This window comes from Roseibium album (assembly GCF_001404515.1).
GTDB classification, from domain to species: Bacteria; Pseudomonadota; Alphaproteobacteria; order Rhizobiales; family Stappiaceae; genus Roseibium; species Roseibium album.
In genome coordinates, this window is record NZ_CXWE01000001.1 from 340,864 (window position 1) to 361,614 (window position 20,751).

Sequence of the window (20,751 nt, forward strand, 5' to 3'; positions counted from 1 at the left end):
GCGGTCTTTTAGGCACAGTCCGGACGAATGAAAAGCACAAGCTGGTACCTCAGCCGAAACAACCTGCAATCGCGGACAGCAGGCGGTCAGCGTAGACACGCTCTCCCGCGTAAAGCCACAAGACTGCCGACAGCGCGACGAAACCCGTCGCGCCGGCAATCAGTCCTACAAAGAGCGGCATGCGCATGGATGTGTTTCCGCTTCACTGGTCCTTACGACGAAGCAGGCGCGTTCTTGATCAGGCGGCGGAGCTTCGGCAAGGCTGTATCTTCCGCTTCCTGATAAGCGATGGTTCCGACAAACTTGTTGTCCGCGTTCATCAGATAAACGGCAGCGGAATGGTCCATCGTATAATCGCCGTCGTCAAGAGGCACCTTCTTGGCATAGACGCGATAGGCCTTGATCATGGCATCGACCTGTTCACGCGATCCGGTCAGCGGTGTGATGCGCTTGTCGAATGCCCAGACATAGTCACGCATGACTTCGGGGGTATCGCGTTCCGGATCAACGGAAACAAAGGCATAGTTCAGCTTTTCCGCGTCGTCACCGAGTGCGTCCATCCAGCCCTGCAGCTCCGAGAGGGTCGTCGGACACACGTCCGGACAATAGGTGAAACCGAAAAACAAGACGGTCGGTTTTCCGGCAAAAGTCGCGTCCGTTACGGTCTCGCCGTTTCCGTCGACAAGTTCAAATGGGCCGCCGATCGCCGCCAGCGGTTCAATCAGGCCACCGGAATTTTCGTTTCCGGCCGTTTGTTGATACACAAGCACCCCGGATACGCCGGCAAGGACGGCAACTGCCGCCCAGGCCACGTACCGGAAGAGTTTCAAGCCAGACATGGGTCGTCCTCTTCAGGAAATATCAGTTTTTGCTATGCTTCATGTGGCCGTGATCCATCGATTTCGCGCCCATCTTGGCGACATCAAGATCAATGGCGACATCCCCCGCCTTTTCGAAGGTGAGCACCACTGGGACAGTGGACCCCTCTTCGAATGCCTGGTTCAGTCCCATGAACATGATGTGCAGGCCGCCGGGCTTCAAGGTAACGGTTTCACCGGCCGGGATTTCGATCCCGTCCTGCATTTTCCGCATTTTCATCACGCCATCGGTAACGGCCATTTCGTGAATTTCAACCTTGGCGGCGACATCGGAACTTGCGGAGACCAGGCGATCTGCTTCTGAACCGGAGTTGACGATTTCCACAAAACCGCCGCCGGCCTTGGCTTTGGGCGGGGTTGCGCGCGTCCATGTTTTTGAGAGTGACAGGTCGCCCGCCTGGTAGTCGGACGCGAGTGCGGAAAGAGAAAAGACGGTAAGCGCCGTCGCAGCGGCGATGGATGTCCAGAGTTTCATTTCGGTATCCTTGGAATCTGGGTTTTTGAACGGTTTCAGACCAAGGAAGAGGGGGGACCCCGAATGGGCGTGACGCAACGTTTGTCAGCAATGCAGATTGGCTTGTCTGCGACGTCCGATGGAGCACACGATCCCGGGGCCTCGAACGGCATCACCGAGGAGATGCCTGGCAGACACGATCCGGGCGCACAGCCACTTGCGCACGCGGGACCGCACTGACAGGCCAGCATGTCGTGCGGCCAGGGGGTGCTTTGCTCTTGACCGGAAGGCTGACAAAGGCTTGTCAGGCCCGACGCGGCTGCATAGTCGGGTGAAATGGCTGTTGCGAGCACAACGAGGCCCAGACGCAACGAAAACGCAAGCGCAGCAAACGCCACCAGTGGATGACGCTCACGTCGCAAGGTCTGCAGATATGCGCCACGCAAAGCCATGTGAGGGCTATAGGCCTGTTCCGTCTTTCTGTCGAGCGGCGAAACCGCGCATGTCACCACAATAAGTCAGGAGCCGTCGGGCTTTTCGGATTTGCCTGTCTCCGGATGTGTTTCAAGAACGGCTTCACCGGAGCGGTCGCTCTTGGCCCCGGCGTCCTTGTTGTCGGCAGCTAGATCATCTTCGGACGGCCCGTTCCCGCCACCGGTGTCATCTTCGGTTTCGTCCGAAGGCGTATCGAAATTATAGATATCGTCTTCATAGGCCGGGAATTCCTCCGGCGGAATGACATATTCCTCGGCTTCCGCGTCGAGAGGTTCGGGCGAAATAACCGAGCCGACCTGCGCCGTTGCAGCGTACTCGAAATCCGTTTTCTCGTCGTCCGTCAACGCCTCTCTCGTAAACACGCGTGTCAGCACGAATGCAGCCATTGTCAGACTGACAGCGGCAATCATGACATAAAGTCCGGAAGGTCCGATTTGTCCCATAATCAGCGAGGCGACCAACGGGCCGATGATCGAACCGATGCCGAATGACAGCAACATCCCGGACGAGGTTTCAACGAAGTCCTCCGGCGCGGCGTGGTCGAAAGCGTGGGCAACCGCTATGGCGTAAAGTGGCTGGGTGAATATGCCGACAAGCACCGCCGACAGGATCGCAATCGGAAATGCTGTCGGTGAGAACACCACAATCGTGAGTGCAGCCACCGCAGTCGCAGCACCCAGGCCCACAAGGACAAGGCGGCGGTCCATCCGGTCGGACAAGCGGCCGACCGGCCACTGTGCCATCATGCCGCCGCCGATGATTGCAGCCGCGTAATAGGCTGACTGATTGGTTGAAAGGCCTATCTGTGACCCGTACAGCGGAGAAAGTGTGAAGATGGCACCCTGCGAAACCCCGATGAGCAGAATTCCGACAAAGGCTGCCGGCGAGGTCTGGTAGAGGCGTATCGGCCGGAAGCGCACAAGCGTGATCGGTGCTGGTTGCGTTGCCGTCGTCAGCGAAATCGGCATCACGGCAAGGCTCAACGCAACAGAGGCAACGGCGAACGGCACGAAGGACGAAATATTCATGCTGGCAATCGAAACCTGCCCGAGGATCATCGCACCGAACACGATAACGATATAGACCGACATGATCGTTCCGCGGTTCTCGTTGGTCGCGCTTTCGTTGAGCCAGCTTTCGACGATCATGTAAAAACCGGCCAGGCTGAAGCCAGAGACAACGCGAATGATGAACCATGAGTAGGGGTCGATCAGAACCGGATGCAGGATCGCGGCTCCGGACATCAGTGAAACGAGCGCCGCAAAGGCGCGGATATGCCCGGCGCGCATGATCAGCAGCGGTGCACCGAGACAGCCCAGAACCAGTCCTACGAAGTAGGCTGAAGAGATTGCACCGATTTCGAAATCACTGAAATAGAACCGGTCCGCGGCCAGCGGCAGGAGCGTGGTCTGAAGACCGTGCCCGAAAATGAGCATGGCAACGGACAACAAAAGAGCGGACACGGAAATGAGTGTCTGAGCCATGGCTGCCTCCCGGTGACTCGTTCCAAAACAAAAAACGCCGGTTGGAACCGGCGCGTTTGATCCTGAGCACCAGCATTTTCAGTTATGGCAGCTCGTGTCAATCACGATTTGAAGCGTGACGCATGCGCACTTGCCGGCGTCGATTCTGTCAGTCTGCGAAGCCGTTTACGCGCGCTGCGGCGCACTCAGCCTTTCCGTGCCAAGTGCGGTGAAAACGGCTTTCATGATGCCTTCGCAATTCAGGCCTGCTCTCGCGTACATCGTGTCCGGCTTGTCATGATCGAGATAGAGATCCGGCAAGGCCAGAGTACGCACCTTGAGACCGTTGTCGAGGAGGCCTTCTTCGGCGAGATTCGTCAGTACGTGGCTGCCGAATCCACCGACGGATCCTTCCTCGATCGTCACCAGAACTTCGTGTTCGCGCGCAAGGCGCCGGATCAGGTCCATGTCCAGCGGCTTGGCAAAGCGAGCATCGGCAACTGTCGTCGAAAGACCGGCGGCATCAAGTTCGTCGGCTGCTTCCAGACATTCGTTCATCCGGCCACCGAAACTGAGGAGCGCCACCTTTGTGCCCTCGCGGCGGATGACGCCCTTGCCGATGTCGAGAACGCTGCCGCGCTCGGGCATGTCGAGCCCGACACCTTCGCCGCGCGGATAGCGGAAGGAGATCGGACCTTCGTCGTAGGCAACGGCTGTTGCCACCATGTGACGCAGTTCGACTTCATCGGCAGCCGCCATCACCACAAAGCCGGGAAGGCAGGACAGGAAGGCAGTGTCGAATGCACCCGCATGCGTTGGTCCATCCGCGCCGACAAGGCCGGCACGGTCGATCGGAAAGCGCACCGGTAAACCCTGGATTGCCACATCATGGATGACCTGATCGTAGGCGCGTTGCAGGAATGTGGAGTAGATTGCCGCGAACGGTTTAAAGCCTTCGGTCGCCATGCCGGCGGCAAAGGTTACCGCATGCTGCTCTGCTATGCCGACGTCGTATGTGCGTTTGGGAAACGCTTCACCGAACAGGTTCAGTCCGGTTCCATCGGGCATGGCCGCTGTAATCGCGACGACTTTTTCGTCAGCTTCCGCTTCCTTGATCAGCGATGTCGCAAAGACGTTCGTATAGCTGGGAGCGTTCGCCTTCGGCTTGGATTGCTTGCCGGTTATGACATCGAACTTTGCGACGCCGTGATACTTGTCCCTGGCACCTTCTGCCGGGCCATAACCCTTGCCCTTCTGGGTCACGGCGTGGATGAGAATCGGACCGTGATGCGTGTCGCGTACGTTTTTGAGAACCGGCAGCAAATGCTCCAGATTGTGTCCGTCAACGGGACCGACATAGTAGAACCCGAGTTCTTCGAACATCGTCCCACCGGTCCAGAAGCCGCGGGCATATTCTTCGGCGCGTGCAGCTTTTTCGAACACTGGTTTCGGCAGGTTCTTGACGATGTTTTTCGCCGCATCCCTCAGCGTTTGATAGGTCGGGCCGGAAACCAGCCGCGCAAGATAGGCCGACATCGCTCCGACCGGCGGGGCTATGGACATATCGTTGTCGTTGAGAATGACGATCAGGCGTGAACCGAGATGTCCGGCGTTGTTCATGGCCTCGTAGGCCATACCGGCAGACATGGCGCCGTCACCGATCACCGCGATTACGTTGTTGTCTTCGCCCTTTAGATCGCGCCCGGCCGCCATGCCGAGACCTGCGGAAATGGATGTGGAAGAGTGCGCAGCCCCAAAGGGATCGTATTCGCTTTCGGCGCGCTTGGTGAAACCGGAAAGACCATTGCCCTGACGCAGCGTCCGGATACGATCACGCCGTTCCGTCAGGATTTTGTGAGGATAACATTGATGTCCTACATCCCAGATGATCCTGTCTTCCGGAGTGTTGAACACGTAGTGGAGCGCGACCGTCAGTTCGACCACCCCCAGACCGGCTCCTAGATGACCGCCCGTGATCGACACGGCATCGATGGTTTCCGACCGCAACTCCTCGGCAAGCTGCTGAAGGTCTGTTTCTTCGAGCGTGCGCAGGTCCTTGGGGGACCTGACCTTGTCGAGGAGAGGGGTATTGGGTTTTGAAGACACTCTGCTGATGGCTCCATGAATCTAAATCTGGCGGGCAGGCATACACTAACCAATTATAGGGCGCAAATGCCTCAACAGTAATGCGCCAAAATGTTGCGTGCTCTCAACAAGAGACTTGCAGCAATTTGTAGAACAGATTTTTTCAAACCAGGTGCAGATCGTGTGCATTTATTGCGCTATCGCGCGATTTTGAAAATCAGTCACCCTTTTGGGTGATGCATCTGAGTCGGATCTGGCCTAATGCATTGGTTGTGGTCGATGGGGCCACGTGCACAGTGATCAACTTGGGGTCGCACACCTGCGGCCCCTTTTTGTGCCGAAATGACCGGAAATCGAACAGATGTTCGAGCGCTTGGACGTTGTTCCGACCAGTTTGCTTTGATTAACCTAGAAGTATCCCGATAGCTTGTGCACCAGCCTCGCCAGCTGAAGCTGTGTGTTGATACCGGTTTTTTCGAAAATCCGGCGCATGTGTGTTTTGGCCGTATTCCTGGTGATGCCAAGCTGCTCGACCGTGTCGGTCATCGAACCGGTCATCGTCAGATAGCGGGCCAGATGCGCTTCGGATTGGGACAGCAGATAATAGTCCTGCAAAGCGAGTTCGACAGCTTGCGGCAGTTCGGAAGGTTCGGCCATCCTGATCAGGATCCAGGGTGCAGACCTGCATCTGTCATCTACCGGCGCGGGCGTGATCGCACCAAAGGTAATCCGGTTCAGACGCCCGCTTGGGTCTTCAATAAAGACGGCATGCTCCTGGCTTTGGCTCTCTGTCGCACTATTCGAATTGTTTTCAGCGTCGTGGAAATGTTCCTGCCCCTGTATCTCGTTCAAGAGACCTTGCAGACAGGTTTCCATTCTCCTGTTCTTGAAATCCAGTTTCTCATCCCGAAGGCTGACACCGCCGGTCGCAATCAGTTTGTCTATTCCCGATGCCGTCTGGCCGAGCACAATTCTTTCTTGCGTTGCAAGGACGGCGGGGCAGGAAGTGAATGAAAGAAGTGTTCGATGGATGCGGTTGGTGGCACGCTCCTGGTCGATCTGGAAAAAGGTGTCCAGCCCGGGAGACAGCAATGTTGCAAGCACGCTGAACGTTTTATTGGCGATTGCGACGTCAATCGACGTGATCGTGTGTTCGGGAAAGAGGCAGCCGAACAGGATCGTGGAGCTTTCAGTGCGTCTCAGAGGAGAAACCAGACCGGGTATCTCGGGCTGAATGACATGACGGTCCGGGCGATTGTCATCGGCATCGTATTCCATCGCTCGTGCAAGGTCTTCTGATGTCTTTTCAGTCTCGCCGAGAGGCTTGCGGCCATTGAATTCGCCTTTGCCGAGCGTTGTTCTGCAAAAGGGATAATGCAGAGGGGCTTCTGTCAGCAGGAACTGCAAAGCCTTGCGGCTTCCGCCGGTTGCCGAAGTCTGCAACATTCCGTTCAGCTTGCGTGTCGAGTGATCCCCTCCGAACCGGTTGGTCGGAACATTGCTTTTCGCAAACTCCACCAGAAACGAAGTACAGTTCAGTTTTGAATCGATCAAATCCAGCACGCTCGTCCAATCGGCCGATTGTGTGGAGCATCTCAATACTCGTAAAAGTAGATCTACTTCATCTGATTTACTAAGTGACGGCATGTTATAAAGCATCTACTAAATATTACATAAAGACCGCTTAAACTTGTAAATATTACTATCAATTTCTTTGAGAAATAGCAAATGAAACGCTTGAGGGAGCTTGTGACTCTTTACGCTGTCAACGGGTTGGATCGTACGAGAAGGCTTGGCTGTTTTGCCAGGATGCCTCCGGAGCGGTTACCAGTTGAAGGGACATGATCAGCACGTTAGTCGGGCATCGGGCTATGGCGTAACGGACATGTACCGAGCCATTGGATTATCGTCTCGACCTCTTGATGTGATCGGCAACAACCCTGGTAAACGATCGGCAGATCGGGACCGGTGCGAGCAGGTTTCGGTTTTGCACTCGGCAGTTCGCGGAACCGGATGGCAACAAACGGGTGGAATAAGGAATTCTGTCTGAATTTAGTTTTTTGGAAAAACCACGCACCGACAGGCTCCGCCCGTCATTCGCCGTCGTCGGACCAGCTTGGCTTACTGGGCGTCCAATTCGGTGGATCCATTGGCTTCGCCGTTCTGGCCAAGCTGGATTTTTTCCACTTTTGCCTCCGCAGATTTCAATAGCGTATCGCAGTGCTTGCGCAAGGCATCACCGCGTTCATACATCTCGATGCTGCGTTCCAGGGCGACGTTGCCTTGCTCGAGTTCCCGCACGATCGTTTCCAACTGCTTGAGTGCGTCCTCAAAAGAGAGTTTGGAAATGTCGCCTGCAGCGTCGCTCATTGGTGCGGTCCTTGTCTGAAGCATGAGTTCATCTGGAAACTTGCGGGCTTGAGCGTGCAGGTCAAGCCGTGAAGTGTCAGATAGACAGGATCATCCCCGTCGTTTTTCAATTCGGAGAGGTCAGCCGGTCATGAGAGTCATGACGTGCGCCGCCGTCGACCGGGCGAGTCCCTCCAGATCGTAGCCGCCTTCCAGAACAGAAATCAGGTGTCCATCACTATGTTTGTCGGCGACATCCATCAATACGCGGGTCGCCCAGGCGAAATCGGCCTCGACTAGGTTGAGCCCCCCCAGGGGGTCGCGGGCGTGTGCATCGAAACCTGCGGAAATGATCACGAATTCCGGAGCAAAATCATCGAGCCGGGGAAGGATCGCGACCTCGAATGCTTCCTTGAAGGCGAGGCCATCCTCACCGGGGGCAAGCGGAACGTTCACAATGGTGTTCGCATCACCGGTTTCAGACGCAGCGCCGGAGCCTGGATAGAGCGGCATCTGATGCGTGGAACAGTACATCACGCTGGAGTCGTTCCAAAAAATATCCTGTGTGCCATTGCCGTGATGGACGTCAAAATCAATGATCGCCACTCGGCCGACACCGTGCTTCTCCTGAGCGTATCTGGCGGCAACGGCAACGTTGTTGAAAAAGCAGAAGCCCATCGCCCGTTCTTTTTCCGCATGGTGGCCCGGCGGGCGGGAAGCGGAAAAGGCGTTGTCGACCTTCTTCGTCAACACTTCGTCGACAGCACGGCAGGCACCGCCCGCCCCCCTGAGAGCCGCTTCCCATGTGCCAGGAGACATTGTCGTGTCCGCATCAACTCGCGCCACACCTTCGTCCGGGGCCAGTCGGTGGAGCTGGTCCACGTAACTCATGGGATGCGCGCGCGCGATATCCTCCAGTGCACCCACCGGGGCAAGGTCGCGTTCGACGGATTGGAACTTTTCATGTTCCAGGATCCTGTCTATCGCCCGAATCCTGTCCGGCCTTTCAGGATGCCCGAGCGGGGTCAGATGGTCGAGATAGCAGGAATGATGCAAGAGAAGCGTGGACAAGGCGGCGTTTCCGAAAAGTTTTGTTTTTTGAGCAACAGGGGAGCATCTGAGCCGCCGGTGGCGGGCCTGTCAATTGATGATAGGTCTTAAGAAGAGCGACAAATGCGTGATTGCAGCGGGTGAGCGGCTCAAAAAGAAGGCCGGCTCTTTGGCCGGCCGTTTAAAGGTGCGAGCACCGCAATGCCCGAGGGGAGGTCCGCTGCATCTCAATTCTGACAACAAGACTAAGTGATTCTCGTAACGTAAAGCGAGCTTTTTACCGTAACTCAGCCTATGCAACTTGTTGATAAGTCTGGAAGCAGACCTTTGCACTCACTGTTCCTTGTATGAATTGCCAAGATTTTAAATGCGAGTGAACTTGATTTTTGTTTATCTGTTATATTGGAAGCTTGCCTTGGTGCTGTGATAACTTTAGGCGGACGTGGTTCAACTGACAAAACAAGTGTCTATCGTGAAACGCTGAAATATATGCTGTTTTCGATTGCAGCTGAAAATTGCATCAACGAGGTAGGGACAACACAACACCTGTCGCAGACGCGCGTGGCCAGCCCCATTCCGTCAACGAGGTGCGGCTGCTCGTTGCAAACGGTCGTTGATTGCTTCACCCAACCCAAAGCTGGGGATAAACTGTACCCGAATGGTATTCGTACCGCTGGCGTCGAGGGTCCGCATCCCCCGAAAGAGGTTGGCTGCTGCCTCTGCAAAGTCCCCTCTCGGGCTGAGGTTGAATTCCGCATAAGCCTGATCCGCGCCGGGCACCCTGTCGGGTCCGAAGGACAGCAAGGCGTCTGATGGTACCGCTTCGCAAGCATTCAAGGACATTTTTGCGTTCGGCGCATAGTGTGACAGGAGCATGCCGGGTGCCTCTGGCGCATCTGGTTGCACATTTGTGGGTGCACCTTGAAGGCTTGAACCAAGGACGCCTTGCAGGTCTTCACGCGTTGTCCCACCCGGCCGTAACAGTCTGGGCGTACCGTCTGTGAGCCCGACAATCGTGGATTCGATCCCGATGGAACACGGCCCTGCATCAATAATGAAGCTGAGACAGGGTTCGAGGTCGGCAATCACGTCGTCAGCCCGTGTCGGACTGATTTTTCCCGAGCGGTTTGCACTGGGCGCTGCAAGGGGACAGCCCGTCTTTTCCGACAGGAACCGCATGACTGGCCCCTCCGGAACGCGCAAGGCAACTGTCGACAGACCTGCTGTTGCGAGGTCGGAAATGGTCGAAGTCTTCTTTTTCGGGACGACAAGGGTCAAGGGTCCCGGCCAGAAGGCCTTGGCGAGGTCCAGCGCCGGGCTGTCAAACTCTCCATGCCGTTGTGCATCGGCAAGCGAAGCGACGTGCGATATCAGCGGATTGAATTGCGGCCTGCCCTTGGCTGCAAAAATCTTCGCACATGCTTCTCCGTTGGTGGCATCAGCCGTCAGTCCGTAGACCGTTTCAGTTGGCACCGCCACCAGTTCACCGTTTGTAATCGCCGAGCAAACGGCAGAGGCTTCGAGAGCGTTCCGCCAGTCCGGTCTGTTCAAATCGAGGGTCCAGCGTTGCATGTCCTGATCTCTGCGGCTTCCGGCATTGTGTATTAAACAAAAAGACAATGACATGCCGTTGCGGTACGGGTTGACGTTAACGTCAACTGGTCTATTGTCCTGTCAAATACCTGTCTCATGCGCCTTTTGCGGACAAGTACCGCCTCCGTCAAGCTTGGGATGGCGAAAACCGACAATTGCCGAAAACGGCCGGTCTTGGGAGGACCTGAATGTATCGCGCTCCAGTTGACGAGATCGCCTTCACGCTGAAACATGTCTGCGGCCTTGGCGACCTGCAGCAAAATACGCGTTACGCTGAACTGGGAGATGATCTTGTCGACGCAATTGTCGCGGAAGCAGGCAGGTTTGCCGCCGAAGAAATTGCACCGCTGAACGCGGTTGCTGACAAGCACGGTACACCGCTTCAAGACGGGAAAGTAACCACACCACCGGGATGGCGCGAAGCTTATCATGCATGGATTGACGGTGGCTGGAATGGTTTGTCGGCGGATCCGGAATCTGGCGGGCAGGGGCTTCCCCAAATGCTTTCGGCAGCTGCGCTTGAGATGTGGAACTCGGGGTCCATGTCATTCGCGATCGGCCCGACGCTGACCATCGGCGCGGTGGAGGCCATGGAAAAACATGCCTCGGATGAATTGAAGGCAAAATATCTGGCCAGGCTGGTGAGCGGTGAATGGATGGGGACCATGAACCTGACCGAGCCTCAGGCCGGTTCGGATCTCAATGCGTTGCGAGCCCGCGCAGAGCGGAATGATGACGGAACATACCGCATCTTTGGCCAGAAGATCTTCATCACCTACGGAGATCACGACCTGACCGACAACATCATTCACATGGTACTTGCACGCTTGCCGGACGCGCCCGCCGGGACCAGGGGGATTTCCTTGTTTCTGGTGCCGAAGTTCCTGGTCGGCGACGACGGTGCTCTTGGGGCTCGGAACGATGTCCGCGTGGCCGGTGTTGAACACAAGATGGGGATCCACGGGTCGCCCACCTGCACCATGATTTACGGCGACGACGGCGGCGCGACAGGCTGGCTGATCGGTGAGGAGAACCGAGGCCTTGCCTGCATGTTCACGATGATGAACAACGCGCGCCTTGCGGTCGGCATCCAGGGGTTGGGTGTTGCCGAACGGGCATATCAGCATGCGCTGAACTATGCCGTTGAGCGCAAGCAGGGCAGGGCGCCAGGCGACAAGGGCGAAGGCATGAGCCCGATCGCGCGCCATCCCGATATCAAACGCATGCTGCTGACAATGAAATCCAAGACCCAGGTTGCCCGCGCGATTTGTTACGCCTGCGCGCATGCCATCGACATGACCAGTATCGCGGACGACGACGAGGGACGAACATTCTGGAACGAACGTGCTGGTCTTCTGACACCGATAGCCAAGGCTCTCTCAACAGACTTCGGCGTTGAAGTGGCGTCACTCGGCGTCCAGATTCACGGCGGTATGGGTTACATCGAGGAAACCGGTGCCGCGCAGCACCTGCGCGATGCCCGCATTGCACCAATCTATGAGGGGACGAACGGCATTCAGTCGATCGACCTCGTTATGCGTAAACTGCCACAATCGGGTGGCACTCAGATCAACGGTTTCATCGCAGAACTCAAGGCGATCGCAGATGAGGTTGCGGCATCAAATCGCCCAGAATTCGGTGCGACCGCAGACCGGCTGAACGCAAGCATTCGAGATCTTGAAGAGGCCACCGAATTCATGCTTTCAGCTCAGGCCGAAGGCCGGATTGCGGACGCACTTTCCGGTGCGACGCCGTATCTGCGTGTCGCGGGCCTTTCACTGGGCGGCGCACTGCTGGCCAAGGGGGCGCTGCGATCCGTGTCGGAGCCGGCCGCGCGTTTGGCGGAACGGACGCTCCTGGCCCGGAGTTTCTGTGAAACGGTGCTCGGCGAAACGGCAGGCCTGAAGTCGGATATCGTTTTGTCGGCCGAAGCCATTCAGGCCTTTGACGCCGAAGCCCTTGCGTCCTGAACAGCCTGATCGGAGTATTGGAATGATCCGCAAAAGCCTGCAAGACGGCGTTCAGATCCTGCGTCTGGACAGGCCCGAAAAGAAAAACGCCTTGACGGGCGCCATGTACACCGACCTTGCCGAAGCGTTGGAAACAGGAAACACGGATGGCGAGGTGCGGTGTCATCTCATCTGCGGGCAGCCGGACGTGTTTACAGCGGGCAACGATATTGGTGACTTCCTTCAGTATGCAGGCAAGGTCGCAATCTCGGAGACGCCGGTTGTGCGCTTCCTGCGCGCGCTCGTGCGCAACGAAAAGCCGCTGGTCGCGTCTGTTGACGGCATTGCGATTGGGGTCGGCACCACCTTGCTGATGCATTGCGACATGGTATTTGCCAGCCGGCGCGCTTTTATCCGGTCACCGTTTGTCGATCTCGGACTGGTGCCGGAAGCCGGATCCAGCCTGCTCGGTCCGCAACTCATGGGTCACGCAAGAGCTTTTGAATTGCTGTGTCTGGGCAATCCAATGACGGCGGACAAGGCTGCGCAGATCGGACTGGTCAACGAAATCGTGGAAGAAGACGTCGAGACTGCCGCGCTGTCCTGCGCCAGGCAGATTGCGGCAAAGCCACCGGAAGCCATGGCCTTGTCGCGAAAACTTTTGCGAGGAGACACGCAGGCCGTTTCCGAACGGGTCGAAGAAGAAATCAGGATCTTTGCGGAGCGCTTGACGGCACCCGAAACAATCGCCGCGTTCCAGGCCTTCATGTCGAAAAAGAAGGCCTGACCTGACAATGAATGCAGGCGATGAACGTGCTCCGGTCGGACTGTTGCCAAGTGCTTGCCGGATGCCGACATTGCCGCTCGCGCTACAATCCGGAATGGTGCACGGACACGAAACGCGAGTTGAATGATCAGCACAATCAAACCATCGCCGCCATGGCGACACTCTGGAGGAGAAAATCATGTCCTTGAAGGGTAAGACACTCTTCATCACCGGCGCCTCGCGCGGTATCGGCAAGGCGATTGCGCTACGGGCAGCCAGGGACGGTGCAAACATCGCAATAGCGGCCAAGACGGCCGAACCGCATCCGAAACTCGAAGGCACGATCTATACGGCAGCCGAAGAGATCGAGGCTGCAGGTGGCAAGGCGCTGCCACTTGTCCTTGACGTACGCGACGATGAAGCTGTCAAGGCGGGAATAGACAGGACGGCGGACCATTTCGGAGGCCTGGACATTCTGGTCAACAATGCGAGCGCCATTCAGCTGACGCCCCTGCAGCAGACCGACATGAAACGGTTCGATCTGATGCACCAGGTGAACACGCGTGGGACAATGGCCTGTTCCAAACACGCGATTGAGCATCTGAAAAACGCCGACAACCCGCATATCCTCATGTTGTCGCCACCACTCGACATGCAGGAAAAGTGGTTTGCACCCTTTACGCCTTACGCCATCGCCAAATACGGAATGAGCCTCGTTGTTCTTGGCCTTGCCGGGGAATTGAGATCCAAGGGGATTGCGGTGAACGCGCTCTGGCCGAGGACGACCATCGCAACGGCAGCGATCAAGAACATTATCGGCGGCGACAAGATGATGCAGCAGAGCCGTACGCCGGACATTCTTGCAGATGCGGCCCATGAAATCTTCGTCTCGCCGTCAAGAGATTTTACCGGTCAGTTCGTGATCGACGATACATTCCTGGCAAGCAGGGGTGTCACCGATTTTGACAAGTACCGGGTCGACCCCAGTCTTGCACTTGCGCCGGATTTCTTCGTCCCCGAGGGCGTCGACGCGCCGGCCGATCTTGGACCGGCCAAGGATTGAATGATGGTCATCACCTGTGAACGGGCTTGCATTCCGCGGCTCGTTCATGCAGCTTTTAGGTGCCGACGAGGGCGGCAGCCGGATCCGCGGAAAGCGAAAGTACCCTGACACACGACGATGATAGCCGGTTTTTCACCTGCGCCCGAACCCAGCGGATCGCCCGGGCAGTTTGAACAGGAGAAAAGCCATGTCGGACGGCAATTTCCAGGAACTCGAAAATTACAAGAATGCGGCGCGCCGGTTGCGCAAGTCGCATGCCAAAGGTGATCCGGAAGCGATTGCGCGTGTTGTGAAACACGTGAGCGTTGAGAAGAAGCTCAGGCATGCTGACTTTCTCCACGTAATCGCGCGAGAAGGAGGCCATGAAAGCTGGCCAAAACTGAAATTTGCGATCGAAAGCGGAGCCATGAGCCGGGCACAGCGTGCCGAACGGCTCAAGGTGGCACTATATTTCGGCCAGCATTGGGTAACGGAGAAACTGCTTCAGGGCGATCCGGACCTCAAGAATGACAATCTGGGCCTCCAGATTGCACTTTACGATCTTGAAGCCGTCCGCACAGCAATCGAGGCAGATGCTTCGGCGGCGACCCGTGTTGTTGGCATCCGGTCTCCAATTCTTCACCTGGCCTATTCAAAAGACATTCATCGCAGGCCTGATAAATCAACAGACATGACTGCGATAGCCGATTTGTTGATCAGCCACGGAGCCGATGTGGACGAAGGTTATTCTCCGGAGCCAGAGGGTGACTACAAACTGTCTGCGCTTTACGGAGCACTCTGCCACGCGGACAATTTTGCTCTCGGCAGATGGTTGCTGGAACAAGGTGCCAATCCGAACGACGACGAAAGCCTCTATCACAGCACCGAACTTGGACATACCAAAGCGCTTGAATTGCTCCTGAGGCACGGGGCCAAGCCTGATGGTACCAACGCGTTGCCACGCGCACTCGATTTCGACAACGCGGAGATGGTCCGTCTGTTGCTGGAAGCGGGAGCCGACCCAAATCTGACCGTGCCTGACCACCCGAGCGGGCAACCGATGAACACGATTCCATCGCTCCATCAGGCAGCGCGACGGGGGTGCTCGGTGAAAATCGTCGAGTTGTTGCTGAAATTCGGCGCCGACCCGGTTGCCCGCTGGGACGGTCACACCCCTTACGCCATGGCGATGATCTACGGAAACAGACCGGTTGCCGCATTTCTGGACCAGAAGGGATATGCCGAACCGCTTGACCGGAACGAGATGGTTCTCGCCGCGTGCGCTGACAACGGCCCTGCGCCGGGTCCTCTGGATGTCACGCATCTGAGCGACGAGGACAAGGGACTTTTGACGCGACTTGCCTTCATTCCCGGTAATCTCGGTCACATGCAACGGCTGGTGTCAGCCGGACTGGACCCGGATGTGACGGACAGCATGGGCTTGCCACCCTTGCATGTGGCCGGTTGGAACGGGCTCCGCGAAGAAATGGCTTACTTTCTGTCACTCGGCCCGGACCTAACCCGCAAGAATGACTACGGCGGGGATGCACTCGATACTGTCATTCACGGTTCGGAATTTGCCCCCAAAAGACCGGAAGCGGATCACTTGGCGTGCGCTCGACTGCTCCTGGAAGCAGGCAGTGTTCTTTATCCGAACTTCATTGCAGGGTGTGGCAACGAGGATATGGTGCAGTTTCTCGAAGACTGGCGGGACGCTAGCCGCTAGTAGTGTTTGGGGGTGGACGGCTTGGTCCGCCCCCAATTTCCGGTGGAAGGACCGGTTGTTTTGGTTGGTCGTTCAGTCTGGTATTGAAACATTATCGTTAGGCTCGGTTATCAAGGAGGGGCTTCATGGAAGGCGCAATGGATCAGGTGAGTGCTTACGCTCCGCTTCTCATCAACGCGGCAAAAGCCGTCGTTGTCCTGATCATAGGTTGGATAGTCGCAGGTATGCTGTCCGGACTGGTGCGGCGACGGATTGTCAGTCACCCTCAGATCGACGACACGATTGGCGGTTTTGCCGCGTCGATCGTTCGCTGGCTGGTCCTGCTGATCACGTTGATAGCTGTCCTGCAGTTGTTCGGTATCGAGGCGACCAGCCTGGTCGCGGTGCTCGGCGCCGGTACGCTGGCGATCGGCTTGGCGTTACAGGGAACCTTGAGTGACGTCGCGGCCGGGGTGATGCTGATCATCTTCCGGCCCTACAGAATCGGCCAGTTTGTCGACGTTGGCGGAACCTCCGGCACTGTGAAGGATCTCAACATCTTCGTGACCGAACTCGTGACACCGGACAATGTCCAGATCATCATGCCGAACGGCCAGGCATGGGGGTCGGTCGTGACCAACTATTCGGCACATGACACGAGGCGGCTGGACCTCACCTTTGGCATCGACTACGGCGACGACGTCGACAAGGCGATCCAGATCATTCTGGATGTCGCCAATGCGGACGAGCGCGTACACAAGGATCCGGAGGCGTGGGTGCGTGTGACCAATCTCGGTGACAGCTCGGTCGATCTGGGCGTGCGTTTGTGGTGTGCCGCCGAAAACTACTGGGAATTGAAGTTCCACATGCTCAAGGCGGTCAAGGAAGCGTTCGACGCCGGGGGCATCTCTATCCCCTATCCGCATTCGGTCGAAATTCAAAAGGCGGGATAAAACGCCGGAACCGTATCGGCTTTGGAGATCGCATCACCCGGATGCGGTCTCCTTTTTTGTAACATTGCCTGTCTTTTCGTCAGCGTCCGTATCACTGTCCTGATGCGTGTCAGGCAGTTCCTTGTCTTCGGCGATCTTGATGGTTTCGGTCACCTTGATCTCTTCGGTGATCTCTATTTCCACCGTCGAGGTGTCAGTTTCTGGACCCTCCGGCAGTTCACTTGTCGATTGATCCAGATCGCCGTCCATGTTCCCTGCTTCGTCATTTTCAGACGTCTGGTCTTCAGGTGGGTCGTCTAGTGTGAATTGGGGAACGACAGGGTCTTCGATTTCGTGTTCGGCCTTGTCCGTGTTCATCAGCTGCCGATTGGTGGCCAGCGCCACAACGTGTTCGCGCAAGTCCGGGTGCTGCTCCATCAGGGACTTGAAATCATGAGCGCCGAGACTCAGCAACTGGCAATAGCCAAGCGCGACAACGTCGGCACTGCGCCGCCCACCGGTCATGAGTGCGATTTCCCCGAAGACATCGCCTCGCCCGAGACGAACGCTGTGCGTGGGTGCCTGAACTTCCACTGCTCCCGAGGCGATGAAATAGGCTGCATCACCCCGGTCGCCCCGACGGATCAGCTTCTCGCGCGGGGTTGCGAATTGGGGCCGCATCATGCGCCGGATAGCCTTCTGCTGCTTGCGGGGCAGATCCTTGAACAGAGGGTGCGCGCTCACCAGGTCACCGGTCTTCAGACCCAGATCAAGCTTTGGCCTCGTGTGGCTCGTTCTTCTCGTCCTTTCAACATCTCGCAACAGGTCCCGATGCAATTCGGTGCCGATCAGCATCTGGCCCTTGGCTTCGTCATAGGCCGTTTCTTCCAGCCGCACACCGGCCTTCAACAGGAACTGGCCTTCGAGCGAGTCGGCATAATCCGGATATTGCAGTCGCAGCGCATCAATCGCCTGGATCGTTTCATCCTGCCGCAGGCTGAGAGTATCGAGAAGAATGTCGGCGACGCGGTCTCCCATCAAGGGACGGATGCGGCTGTCGTTGAAATCAACCAGTTCATCGGCAAGTATCCGGTAAATCAGCAGAAACTCGAAACGGTCGGCGAGTTGATTGGCAAGGGGCCGGGTGATCCGCAATCGCCTTTGAAGCGTCTGTGCCAGTCTGAAGCCGAATCCGAACTTCAAGGGTTGCCGCGTTGCCTTGTTATAGCCGGAGCGGCCGTCGCTGCGGGTCAGGTCGCCTGTCCGTCCGGTCAGGGTCAGGAACCGTGAGACAGCGCGACCGGAGATCGTCTTTTCGTGAAAATGTTCCAGAACGAGTTGTTGTTCACGATCTGCAAGGGCGATGAGACCCATGCGCACACGGTCCCAGTCCTTGAGTTCTTCCAGTTTGTTCGTTTCCGAAGCGGCCGCGGCAGCCCGGTTCTCGTAGCCCTTGAGAACGTTCGTCGTCACGCGTTCGTTGATATGATAGCTTTTCGCAGCCGTCTCGAGTTCGGAACGCACATCCAAGAGGGCCAGTGACAGAAACTGCGTCCTGAGAGCCTCGTCCCTTGCGTTCAGCTGGTCCAGGCCGAGAAGGCGGATCAGCGGCTTAAGGCTGGTTCCGTAGACGAGCAGGGTGAACAGGACAAAGCCGGTTGCAAGCTTCGTCACGAACCCGGACACCTCTTCGGAGAGTATGGCGTGTTCGGAAACACTGAGCGCGAGGATCAGCGTCACTGCACCGCGCATTCCACCCCAAAGGATGACGGTCTTGTACTTGTTGCTGACCGACTGTCCCGCACCGAACAGGCTCATCACAGGCAGCAACCCGAATATCACGACTGCCCGTGCTGCCAGCGATGCGACAATCACCACGATGAGCAGGAGGATGTCGATCGGAGCAAACCCCGCCACCAGTTTCGGGATCAGGATCGCGGACAGCAGGAAGATCAGTGAGGCAGCCCAGAAGGACAGCTGTTCCCAGACAGCATGAAGAAACTGCCAGCTGGCGGGCTGAATACGCGCAAGCCCATATAGGTTGAATATGGTTCCTGCACAGACAACGGCCACGACAGCTGAAACGTCGACAAACTGGTCGCTCAGCACGTAGGTGCCGTAGGGAAGCGCAAGGCTCAGCGTAACCTGGGCAAGCGGCAGGTCGCGCATCAGGGACAACAGGCTGACGGCAATGCGCGCCAGAACCGCACCGACGACCAAACCACCGACGAAAGAACGGCCGAAGGCCACGACAGCTTCGCCCGGTGTGAGCGATTGCTGTTGCGTCAGAATTCCCAGCAGGATCACGAAAATCACGATGGCGGCGGCATCGTTCAAGAGGCTTTCGCCTTCCACGATCCGACCCAGCCTTGCAGGGGCACCGATATCCCGGAAGATCGCGACAACGGCAACCGGATCGGTCGTCGCGACAATCGCCCCCAGCAGGAGACAGACGATCAAGGTAATTTCAGGCGACAGAAAGTACGACGTGAGCGGAAAGAGCGCAAAACCGATAAATCCGGTTGCAACGAACACCGCCACGACAGCCATGACCAGGATCGGAACGATATCCTCCAGGATACGCCTGATATCGAGTGTCAGAGTTGTCTGAAACAGCAGGAGCGGCAGGAACATGTAGAGGATCATCTCCGAGTCCAGGGGAGGATCCGCGAAGATTTGGGCAAAATCGTCGAAGCGGTTGGTGTGGCTTGTGTAAAAAAGATAGGTCGCCGAAATTCCGATCAGCGTTCCCACGATGGCGAGCAGAACACTTGGGGCAAGCCCCAGCCGCCGGGCGAGCGGTTGCAATAGTGAGATCGTTATCAATAAAAGCGCGAAGGCGCCTGTAATTAAAGGTGTTTCCATAAACGCACTGTGCCTTGCGAATGAGGCGATATCAAATTCGCCGCGTTTTTAGTTGGGTTGTACGTTCAATTCCCGCGCCCTGCCTTCCGTTCTGAAAGCCAGATCCCGCCAAGCACCATCGTGAGCGCGACACCGTGGTGCCATTTGAAAGGCTCATTCAAGATGGTTACGGCAAGGGCCGCCGCGAAGATCGGAACGAGGTTGACGAAAACACCGGCCCTTGCCGGGCCGATCAGGTCGACACCGCGCATGAAAAAAATCTGGGAGAGGCACGACGGAAAGACCGCGATATAGAGAACCACGAGCCATCCGTCGAACGAAGGCAATTGAGCTGTTCCGGTCGAAACTTCGAAAATGAGCCCCGGTATCGAGGCAAGGACGGAGATGCCGGAAAGCACCGCAAAGAAGGTCAGTCCCGAGATTTTCGGTCTGTCCCTGAGCGCAAGCGCATACCCGGAATACAGAACGCAGGACAGCAGCATATAGCCGTCACCCGGGTTGACGGCCAGCGAAAGAAGGACATCGAGGCTGCCCTGGGCTGCGATTATGGTCACTCCCACAAGCGTCAGCAGAATTCCCAGCACCTGCAAAACGCGGACCTTTGTTCCGAATGCGATCACAGAGCCAATCAGAACAATGATCGGCACCGACCCCTGGATGATGCCCAGGTTGACTGCAGTGGTCTGGGTGGCGGCAATATAGAAAAGCGAATTGAAGCCGACGAAGCCGAAGGCGGCCATCAGGATCATGCGTGAAAAATAGGGACGCATGAGAGGCCAGTCGGATCGTATTCTGGACCAGAACAAGGGGACGAAAATAGCCGCGACGATCAGCCAGCGCAGAAACACGACCATCATGGGGGACACTTCACCGACAGCGAGGCGGCCCGCGATGGTGTTGCCTCCCCAGAACAGGGTTGTCAGCGTCAGCATGACAAAGGCATTGCCATAGGTGAGGTCACCAAATCGTCTTGCAATCGCGAACATGAAGAGCCTTGTGAGGAAATCCTGGCAGAGTTGTCACCGGTACCGGATTGCGGAGAGGACTAAAAGCCCATTCTTTGCCTGGAAGACAATATGATGGAGATAATAATCTGTATTATTTCCAAAATGGAAAAAGTCATGA

17 protein-coding genes are annotated in these 20,751 nt (G+C 56.9%); 6 read left to right on the plus strand and 11 right to left on the minus strand.

The features are described from left to right. Positions 1-49 precede the first annotated feature (49 nt). The 3 genes from LA5095_RS32890 to LA5095_RS01600 are packed head-to-tail and all read right to left on the minus strand — an operon-like array spanning position 50 to position 1,353. Entirely contained in the window at positions 50-187 is a 138-nt protein-coding gene (locus LA5095_RS32890) for a hypothetical protein (RefSeq protein WP_173937351.1), read from the minus strand. Positions 188-212: 25 nt separating this feature from the next. After that, positions 213-839 carry an SCO family protein gene (locus LA5095_RS01595; protein WP_055111335.1) on the minus strand — a complete coding sequence of 209 codons (627 nt, stop codon included), beginning with the start codon at positions 837-839 and terminating at the stop codon, positions 213-215. A gap of 22 nt (positions 840-861) precedes the next feature. After that, positions 862-1,353, minus strand: a complete 492-nt coding sequence (locus LA5095_RS01600; RefSeq protein WP_055111337.1) for a copper chaperone PCu(A)C — start codon at positions 1,351-1,353, stop codon at positions 862-864. Positions 1,354-1,416: 63 nt separating this feature from the next. On the opposite strand from LA5095_RS01600, the gene LA5095_RS32610 reads away from it, so the two are divergent. Next, positions 1,417-1,572 (plus strand): hypothetical protein, encoded by a 156-nt coding sequence (locus tag LA5095_RS32610; RefSeq protein ID WP_158510321.1) that lies wholly within the window; start codon positions 1,417-1,419, stop codon positions 1,570-1,572. 278 nt (positions 1,573-1,850) lie between these two features. Here LA5095_RS32610 and LA5095_RS01605 read toward each other — a convergent pair whose 3' ends face one another. The 6 genes from LA5095_RS01605 to LA5095_RS01630 form a co-directional block, all read right to left on the minus strand. Beyond that, complete coding sequence (locus tag LA5095_RS01605; RefSeq protein WP_082442724.1) at positions 1,851-3,311, minus strand: MFS transporter; 1,461 nt, start codon at positions 3,309-3,311, stop codon at positions 1,851-1,853. 165 nt (positions 3,312-3,476) lie between these two features. Beyond that, a complete protein-coding gene (gene dxs / locus LA5095_RS01610; protein WP_055111339.1) occupies positions 3,477-5,396 on the minus strand; it encodes a 1-deoxy-D-xylulose-5-phosphate synthase in 1,920 nt (639 codons plus the stop codon). A 387-nt stretch (positions 5,397-5,783) separates the two neighbouring features. After that, on the minus strand, positions 5,784-6,929 hold the full coding sequence (locus LA5095_RS01615) for a helix-turn-helix transcriptional regulator (protein ID WP_144436097.1): 1,146 nt from the start codon (positions 6,927-6,929) through the stop codon (positions 5,784-5,786). 567 nt (positions 6,930-7,496) lie between these two features. Beyond that, entirely contained in the window at positions 7,497-7,745 is a 249-nt protein-coding gene (locus tag LA5095_RS01620) for an exodeoxyribonuclease VII small subunit (protein WP_055112627.1), read from the minus strand. A 120-nt stretch (positions 7,746-7,865) separates the two neighbouring features. After that, the gene (locus tag LA5095_RS01625) at positions 7,866-8,795 is read right to left on the minus strand and encodes a histone deacetylase family protein (protein WP_055111343.1); all 930 of its coding nucleotides are present in this window, start codon (positions 8,793-8,795) and stop codon (positions 7,866-7,868) included. A 558-nt stretch (positions 8,796-9,353) separates the two neighbouring features. Next, the gene (locus tag LA5095_RS01630; RefSeq protein WP_055111345.1) at positions 9,354-10,346 is read right to left on the minus strand and encodes an L-threonylcarbamoyladenylate synthase; all 993 of its coding nucleotides are present in this window, start codon (positions 10,344-10,346) and stop codon (positions 9,354-9,356) included. Between the two features lie 209 nt (positions 10,347-10,555). Here LA5095_RS01630 and LA5095_RS01635 point away from each other — a divergent pair, with 209 nt between their 5' ends. The 5 genes from LA5095_RS01635 (at position 10,556) to LA5095_RS01655 (ending at position 16,782) form a co-directional block, all read left to right on the plus strand. Continuing rightward, positions 10,556-12,337, plus strand: coding sequence for an acyl-CoA dehydrogenase (locus tag LA5095_RS01635; protein WP_055111347.1), 1,782 nt, complete (start codon positions 10,556-10,558; stop codon positions 12,335-12,337). 22 nt (positions 12,338-12,359) lie between these two features. Then, complete coding sequence (locus LA5095_RS01640; protein WP_055111349.1) at positions 12,360-13,103, plus strand: crotonase/enoyl-CoA hydratase family protein; 744 nt, start codon at positions 12,360-12,362, stop codon at positions 13,101-13,103. Between the two features lie 178 nt (positions 13,104-13,281). Beyond that, positions 13,282-14,145, plus strand: coding sequence for an SDR family oxidoreductase (locus LA5095_RS01645; RefSeq protein ID WP_055111351.1), 864 nt, complete (start codon positions 13,282-13,284; stop codon positions 14,143-14,145). A gap of 187 nt (positions 14,146-14,332) precedes the next feature. Then, on the plus strand, positions 14,333-15,850 hold the full coding sequence (locus LA5095_RS01650) for an ankyrin repeat domain-containing protein (protein WP_055111353.1): 1,518 nt from the start codon (positions 14,333-14,335) through the stop codon (positions 15,848-15,850). A gap of 125 nt (positions 15,851-15,975) precedes the next feature. After that, positions 15,976-16,782 carry a mechanosensitive ion channel family protein gene (locus tag LA5095_RS01655; protein WP_055111354.1) on the plus strand — a complete coding sequence of 269 codons (807 nt, stop codon included), beginning with the start codon at positions 15,976-15,978 and terminating at the stop codon, positions 16,780-16,782. Positions 16,783-16,815: 33 nt separating this feature from the next. Here LA5095_RS01655 and LA5095_RS01660 read toward each other — a convergent pair whose 3' ends face one another. Both LA5095_RS01660 and LA5095_RS01665 read right to left on the minus strand, forming a co-directional pair. After that, complete coding sequence (locus LA5095_RS01660) at positions 16,816-19,626, minus strand: cation:proton antiporter (protein WP_082442725.1); 2,811 nt, start codon at positions 19,624-19,626, stop codon at positions 16,816-16,818. Positions 19,627-19,691: 65 nt separating this feature from the next. After that, a complete protein-coding gene (locus LA5095_RS01665; protein ID WP_055111356.1) occupies positions 19,692-20,612 on the minus strand; it encodes a DMT family transporter in 921 nt (306 codons plus the stop codon). Between the last annotated feature and the right edge of the window lie 139 nt (positions 20,613-20,751).